4 protein-coding genes are annotated in these 3,907 nt (G+C 71.2%); all 4 read right to left on the bottom strand.

Annotation, left to right across the window (positions count from 1 at the left end):
• On the bottom strand, positions 1–431 hold a 431-nt coding region (locus G3N92_RS31545), incomplete at its 3' end, for a response regulator (protein ID WP_241015142.1).
• Positions 428–2,914, bottom strand: a complete 2,487-nt coding sequence (locus tag G3N92_RS31540; RefSeq protein WP_206131455.1) for a hybrid sensor histidine kinase/response regulator — start codon at positions 2,912–2,914, stop codon at positions 428–430. The genes G3N92_RS31540 and G3N92_RS31545, both read right to left, overlap by 4 nt.
• On the bottom strand, positions 2,911–3,609 hold the full coding sequence (locus tag G3N92_RS31535) for a chemotaxis protein CheW (protein ID WP_206131454.1): 699 nt from the start codon (positions 3,607–3,609) through the stop codon (positions 2,911–2,913). Before G3N92_RS31535 ends, G3N92_RS31540 begins: the two co-directional genes overlap by 4 nt.
• Positions 3,593–3,907, bottom strand: a 315-nt coding sequence (locus tag G3N92_RS31530; RefSeq protein ID WP_206131453.1) for a tetratricopeptide repeat protein, incomplete at its 5' end; no start/stop codon positions are given. The genes G3N92_RS31530 and G3N92_RS31535, both read right to left, overlap by 17 nt.

The following is a 3,907-nucleotide window of genomic DNA, read 5'->3' as shown; positions in this document are numbered from 1 at the left end:
TCTCTTTTTGTTTTATCGATTGCACCCACCCCCACATCGAGACTTCCACCACCACTCTTTCCCTCCCCGACGCTCTTCCGATCTGCCGCGTCGGCCAGCATGCCCTGCGCGAGCGTGGGCGTATCGACCGCGTCGAGCGCGCCCGCGCCCATCGCCTCGTAGATGGTGGCCTTGTTGGCGTCCACGCTGGCCGTCACGATCAGGATCGCGCACGGCGAGCGCGCCATGATCTGGCGCGTGGCCTCCACGCCGTCCAGGCGCGGCATGACGAGATCCATCAGGATCAGGTCGGGCGGGTTCGCGCAGCAGAAATCGACGGCCTGCTCGCCGTCGGCGGCCACCCACAGCACGCGGTGGTCGGGCCGGTGCGAGACGGCGCGGCGCAGCGCGGCCACCGCGAGGGGCAGATCATTGACGATTCCGATTTTCATGAGGCGGCGTCTCCAATCAGATCGTGCACGGCATCGAGCAGCACCTCGTCGTGGAAGCTGCCTTTCGCCAGATAATAATCCGCGCCGGCATCGAGGCCGCGCCGGCGATCCTCGTCGCGATCCTTGTAGGACACGATCATCACCGGCACCGATTTCAGCACCGGATCGCGCTTGATCAGCGTCACCAGCTCGATGCCGTCCATGCGCGGCATGTCGATGTCGGTCACCACCAGGTCGAAGCTCTCGCTGCGGATCGCGTTCCAGCCGTCCATGCCGTCCACCGCGATGGTCACGGCGTAGCCGCGCTTCTCCAGCAGCTTGCGTTCGAGCTCGCGCACCGTCAGCGAATCGTCCACCACCAGCACGTGCTTGCGGCGCTGCGCGAGCGCGCGATCGGCGTCGCGGCGGATCTTGGTGAGCTGGCCGCCGCGGATCAGCTTGTCGATCGAGCGCACCAGATCCTCGACGTCGACGATCAGCACCGGATCGCCGTTCTCCAGCAGCGCGCCGGCCGCGATGTTGCGGATCTTCTGCAGGCGCGGATCGAGCGGCTGCACCACCAGCATGCGTTCGCCGAGGAAGCGGTCGACCGCCACGCCGTAGGTTTCGGGCTCGTTGCCGATCACCACCACGGCCGTGCGCGGGCGCGCCGCGTCGGGCTCGCCGGCGTCGAACAACTGATGCGCGGTGACCAGCCCCACGCGCCGGCCGTCGAGCGCGAAATGCTGCTGCCCCTCGAGCACGTCGATGCCGCCGCGGTCGAGTTCGAGCGCGCGCCGCACGTGCACCAGCGGGAACGCATACGGCTCGCCGCCGACCTCCACCAGCAGGCTGCGGATCACCGACAGCGTCAGCGGCAGTTGCAGCACCATCCGCATGCCCTGCCCCGGCTCGTTGAAGATCCGCACCGCGCCGCGCACGCGCTTGACCATCTCGTGCACGGCGTCGAGGCCCACGCCGCGGCCCGATACGTCGGTCACCTGCTCGCGCATCGAGAAGCCGGGCAACAGCAGGAATTCGAGCACTTCGGCGTCCGACAGCCGCGCGGCGGTGGCCTCGTCGGTCAGCCGCTGGCGCACGATCGCGGCGCGCACGGCGGTCAGATCGGCGCCGGGGCCGTCGTCGGCCACGCTGACCAGCAGCGAGCCGGCGCTGTGGCGCGCCTCCAGCGTGACGCTGGCCTCGGCCGGCTTGCCGCGCGCGAGGCGCACCTCGGGCGTTTCCACGCCGTGATCGAGCGCGTTGCGCAGCAGGTGGCCGAGCGGCGCGTCGAGCATGTCGAGGATATCGCGATCCACCTGGGTCGATTCGCCGACGATCGAGAAGCGCACGCGCTTGCCGAGCGAGCGCGCCAGATCGCGCACCACGCGCGGATAGGCGCGCGTCGCATCGCCGAACGGCCGCATCCGGCATTGCAGCGCCTCGTCGTAGAGCTGCTCGGCGATGTGGGTGCTGCGCCGCTCGAAGCGGTCGAGATCGTCGATGCGCGCGGCGAACGCGCGTTGCAGATCGTTCAGCATCTGCCGCACTTCGTTGATCGCGGCCTCGTGGTTCGGATCGAGATCGTCCGCGAGCTTGTCGTAGAGCGAATCGAGCGCGCGCGCCGCGTCGTGCTGCGAGCGGCGGATGCGCAGCATCGAATCGGCGAACGGCTTGAGCCAGCGCGATTCCACCAGCGATTCGCCCGACAGGCTCAGCAGCCGGTTCAGGCTGTCGGCGCGCACGCGGCGCATCTGGCCGGCGTCGCCCGCGTCGTACGGCTCGGACGCGGATGGCTCGGGGGTCGCATCGGGAGGCTCGGGGGCCGGGGCCGCGGCCGGCGCCGGTTCGCTCAGGCGCAGTTGCGCGGCCAGATCGGGCGGCACCGACGATTCGAACGGCGGCGCGGCGCCAAGCAGGCCATCGCCACCGCCGTCGCCGAGCCCGCGCGGCGCGTCGGGCGCGAGCGGCGCGTCGAGCCGCAACTGCGCGGCCAGATCGAGCGGCACCGGCGACGCATACGGATCGAGCGGCTCGCTGAAATCGAACGGGCCGCCCGGCAGCACGGGCGGGATCGGGGCCGGGGCCGAGGCGAACGACACGCCGCCGGCTTCGTCGGCATTGGCCAGCGCCACCGCGAACGTGTCGATTTCGGCCGGCGTGACCGACCCGGCCGTGCGCGGATCGCCCACCCGCACCAGCAGGTCGACGCCCATCAGCAGCGCATCGATATGGCTCGCGCCGAGCACGCGCTCGCCGCGCTGCGCGCCGACGAAGCAATCTTCCATGCGCCCGGCGATCTCCACGCCCTGCGGCACGCCGACGATGCGCGCCGCGCCCTTCAGCGAATGCGCGGCGCGCATGCAGGCCTCGAACGCGGCGGCATCCTGCGCGCCGTGTTCGAGCGCGAGCAACTGGCGCGACAGCGCCTCGGTCTGGTTCTCGCTTTCCTCGCGATAGAGGTCGAGCAGCGATTGCCGGCTCAGATCGTCATCCTGGCTCATCGCAAACTCCGCAGCAGCGTATCGAACAGGCGGTCTTCGTCGAGCAGACCGATCATGCCGCCGCGCCAGGCGAACATCGCGCTCGTGAGCGCGATGCCGGCCCGCGCCACGGTGGCCGGCGGCAGCGTGCGCTCGGCCGCGCCGAAGCGCAGCACGCCTTCCACCTCGTCGACCGGGAACACCACCGGCTCGCCGCGATGCGCCACCACCAGCATCCGCGTGAACGCGGCGCGCACGGTGTCGGCGGCGCGCGGCGCGGCGGACGCCTCGAGATCGAGCAGCCGGGCCAGCGAGACGGCGATGCGCAGCGTGCCGCGCACGTTGACGATGCCGAGCACGGCGCGGCTGCGCCGGTCGGGCAGCGAATGCACGGGGCGGTCGTCGACGATCTGGCGAACCACCGGCGTGGGCAGCGCGAGCCATTCGTCGCCGACGCGGAACGCCAGCACCGATTGGCGCGCGTCGTCCTCGGGCCGGGCCTGCAGCGACGGCGCGGCGGCGTCGCGCCGCGCGGCCTGGGTCAGCTCGTCGCGCGACAGCGGGCGGTCGAGCAGCCGCGCGGCGTTGCGCGCATAGACCGGGCAATTCAGGCAGCGCCCCACCTCGGCCAACCGTTCGCAGGACTGATCGCCGCGCACGCCGATGCGGTTCCAGCAATCGTCGAACGCATGCGTCGAATCAACGGCGTCGTGCATGTTCGCGTCCTCCCGGTTGAGCGTGGCCCGATGCCTGCGCGTCGGCGCGGCGTGCGCGTTCCTTCAGCCAGCGCGCGCCGTCGTGATCGCCGGCGATGTCGAGCAGCGTCGCGAGATGCGTGAGCGCCTCGCGGTGGGTGGGCGCCAGATAGAGCGCCTTGCGGTAATGCTCGGCGGCGCTCGGCCGGCCCTGCGCGTCGTCGATCAGGCCGAGCAGGTAATAGGCTTCGGCGCTCGGGCCGGCCGCGCGCATCGCGTCGAGCACGGCGCGGTCGGCCGCGGCGAAATCGCCGGCATA

This window comes from Burkholderia sp. Ac-20379 (assembly GCF_017104645.1).
Classification (GTDB): domain Bacteria; phylum Pseudomonadota; class Gammaproteobacteria; order Burkholderiales; family Burkholderiaceae; genus Burkholderia.
Note: the sequence above shows the minus strand (reverse complement) of the source record. Positions and strands in the feature narration are given on the sequence as shown.